Genomic DNA, 2,584 nt, shown 5'->3' with positions numbered 1-2,584 from the left:
CAAGGCCGTGCGCGGCCAGAGCGTGAGCATGTACCTGGCGGGTGATGAGAACGGCAGCCGTAACCAGTGGATCTTTGATCGTTTCGACGGCGTGAATTGGATCACCGTGCCGGCCGGGTCTACCTCGACCTACCCAAGCGTTGCGCCGGGCACCACCGTCAAGGTGCGTGTGCGGGCCAACCCAGCGGTGACGCAGGACCCGAGCAAGTATTACCAGTTGAGCCTGGGTTCCACGCCGCGGCTGGACACCCATGAGGTGAAGGGTGACAACATTGTGCGGGTTCCGGTCGGTGAGATGCCGTTGGCTACGCAGACTGCACGCTTGCTGAACTGGTCGACCAAATGGTCGGACTCCACCGGCGCACCGCTGCTGGGCGTAACTCCGGTGCTGCGCGTGGATAACCACTTCGTCGACCTCAACTACCGTTGGGTGGATTACCAGGCAACCACCAACAGCGCGGGCGTGTCCTCGGCCACGGCCAATATTGGCAGCTGCTTCGGTGACTACAGCACCGTGATCAACGACAGCAGCACCGGCGTGCCATACAAGTGGGCGACCACCTACAACCAGGGTGGCTGGCGCATCGAGCTGGCCGAGTTCCCCGGTGTGGGCGTGGGCGGTAATAACGTTCAGTACGTGAGCCTGGGCCACATTTGCACCCAGGACATCATCCACTGATTGGTTGATGTGAGTCAGGAGGGGCAGCCGTGATCGGCTGCCCTTTTTTATTCACGGGGTTTATTCACGGGGGTTATTCGTGGGCCAAAGCCAGCGTCAACGGCAGGCGCGCCATGCTCGTGTTCTTCAGCGAGCCCAGGTACAACCAGTCGCCATACTCCCGTGCCGTGGTGATGGGCGAATAGTTGCCCGCACTGCCATCCTGCAAGTTGGCGATCACTTTGCCGTCGGTGTCCAACCCCAGCACAAAGGCTTTGCGCTCGATGGGCTTGGGCACCACCATCAGCGCGCGCACCATGACTTTGCGCAGTGAGGGGTAACCGGCAAAGCCATCCAGCAACGGGTTGCGCGGCGAATACAGGGCGACCCAGAAACGGTCGTGACCGTTGAAGCTGAGGTTGTCCGGCAGGCCGGGCAGGTTGTCGATAAACAGGTCGTGACTGCCGCTGCGTTCGCCCTTGAGCCAATAACGGCTGATGCGGTAGGCGCCGGTTTCATTGACCAGCACGTAGCGTTCATCCGGCCCCAACGCCACGCCGTTGGCAAATTGCAGATGGTCGAGCAACACCTCGGTGCTGCCGTTGCTGAAGTCGTAGCGCAGCAGCCGACCGTCACCCCCATGTTCAATGACCGCTTCGCCATCCTGGCCGTAACCCCAGCGGCTCGACGCGTCGCTGAAATACGCATAACGCCCCGCGGCATCCACGGCCACATCATCGGTAAAGCCAAAGGGCACGCCGTTGGCGCTGGTGCTCAGGGTGGTGAGTTGGCGGGCACTATCCAGGGCGAGCAGGCCCTTGACGCCATCGGCGATGATCAAGCGCCCATCCAGGTGCAGCGCCATGCCCAAGGGGCGGCCACCGGTATTGGCGAGCACTTCCAGGGCCTGGCTGTCGGGCGAGGTGCGGATGATGCGCCCATCGTGCAAACCACTGATGAGGAAACCCTGGGCATCCAGTAGCAAAGCTTCGGGGCCGGGGATGTTCTGCGCGCCGATTTTCTGCACTGCCTTGAGTCGCTGGTTTTCTGCATACACGCCGTCTTTCAACGAGGGCGCCTTGGGCGGCGTCCAGTTCACCGGCTGGACTTTGGTGGGCATCAGCAGCAGAAAAGCGATCACGGCCAGAAACAGTATGAACAGCAGATGACGTAGTTTTTTGGGACGGGTACTCATGACGATTCCTGGTTGTCGTGGGTGGCCGGCTCCCAATGCAGGGTGCCGAACAGGTAGTCCATCAGCGGCAGCACGATGTTGAAGTTGCGCCCTTGCATCAGCTCACGACGATGATGCAGGGCGTGCAGCCGGTGCATCTGGCGCACCCATGGCAGGCGCGCCACCGGGTGTTCAGCGGGCAGGTGTTCGCAGGCGTGAAACACTTCGTAAAGTAAATACCCAAGGATCATGCACCCGGCAAACAGCCCGGCGACGTTGGGGTTCAGTTGCTTGAGCAGCCACCAGGCGGGCAGGGTGATCGCCAGGCTGTGCAGCACGATCAGCCAGGCCGGGAACAGGATCACGCGCCAGTCCCGGGGGCCGTCGAACGTCATGTGGCCGGGGGTGAAGAAGCTGTGGTGATCGCCGGTATGGCGCGCGTAGAACAGCCGAGCGAAGGCGTGCTTGTGATGGCCGAGGTGGCGGTGCACCAGGTAGATGCAGAGGTTGAAGAACACCAGGGTCAAGGGCACGGTCAGCCATTGCAGCGCTGTGATATGCGCGGTAGAGGACCAGGCCACGGTGATGCAGAAAATGCCGTAGCCCAAGACGAAACTGGCATGCAGCCAGGGGTTGTAACGCGGGCTGACGTCGGCGCGGTAGTGGGCACGAAACGTTTCGGTGGGATGGGCCATGGCGGGCAGCTCAGGTTTTTTGTTGGAAAGTGAGCTTAGTTGGCGCTAGGGAATGTG

2 protein-coding genes and 1 pseudogene are annotated in these 2,584 nt (G+C 61.6%); 1 reads left to right on the top strand and 2 read right to left on the bottom strand.

Translation table 11 applies throughout. From position 1 onward, the window contains the following. A pseudogene (locus ACRESD_RS19250) lies at positions 1 to 679 on the top strand (hypothetical protein); the annotation flags it as partial. Between the two features lie 73 nt (positions 680 to 752). On the opposite strand, the gene ACRESD_RS19245 reads toward ACRESD_RS19250, so the two are convergent. Continuing rightward, positions 753 to 1,853 carry an SMP-30/gluconolactonase/LRE family protein gene (locus ACRESD_RS19245; RefSeq protein WP_431752357.1) on the bottom strand — a complete coding sequence of 367 codons (1,101 nt, stop codon included), beginning with the start codon at positions 1,851 to 1,853 and terminating at the stop codon, positions 753 to 755. Then, a complete protein-coding gene (locus ACRESD_RS19240; protein WP_431752356.1) occupies positions 1,850 to 2,527 on the bottom strand; it encodes a sterol desaturase family protein in 678 nt (225 codons plus the stop codon). The genes ACRESD_RS19245 and ACRESD_RS19240 overlap by 4 nt, the downstream gene beginning before the upstream one ends. Positions 2,528 to 2,584 lie beyond the last annotated feature (57 nt).

It is taken from the genome of Pseudomonas sp., assembly GCF_050739995.1.
Lineage (GTDB): Bacteria > Pseudomonadota > Gammaproteobacteria > Pseudomonadales > Pseudomonadaceae > Aquipseudomonas.
The sequence above is the reverse complement of the archived record's forward strand: the minus strand, read 5'-3'. Positions and strand labels throughout refer to the sequence as shown.

Coding starts and splice junctions, on each gene's coding strand:
- ACRESD_RS19245 (WP_431752357.1), bottom strand. CDS start 1,853: ATGAGTACCCGTCCCAAAAAACTACGTCATCTGCTGTTCATACTGTTT.
- ACRESD_RS19240 (WP_431752356.1), bottom strand. CDS start 2,527: ATGGCCCATCCCACCGAAACGTTTCGTGCCCACTACCGCGCCGACGTC.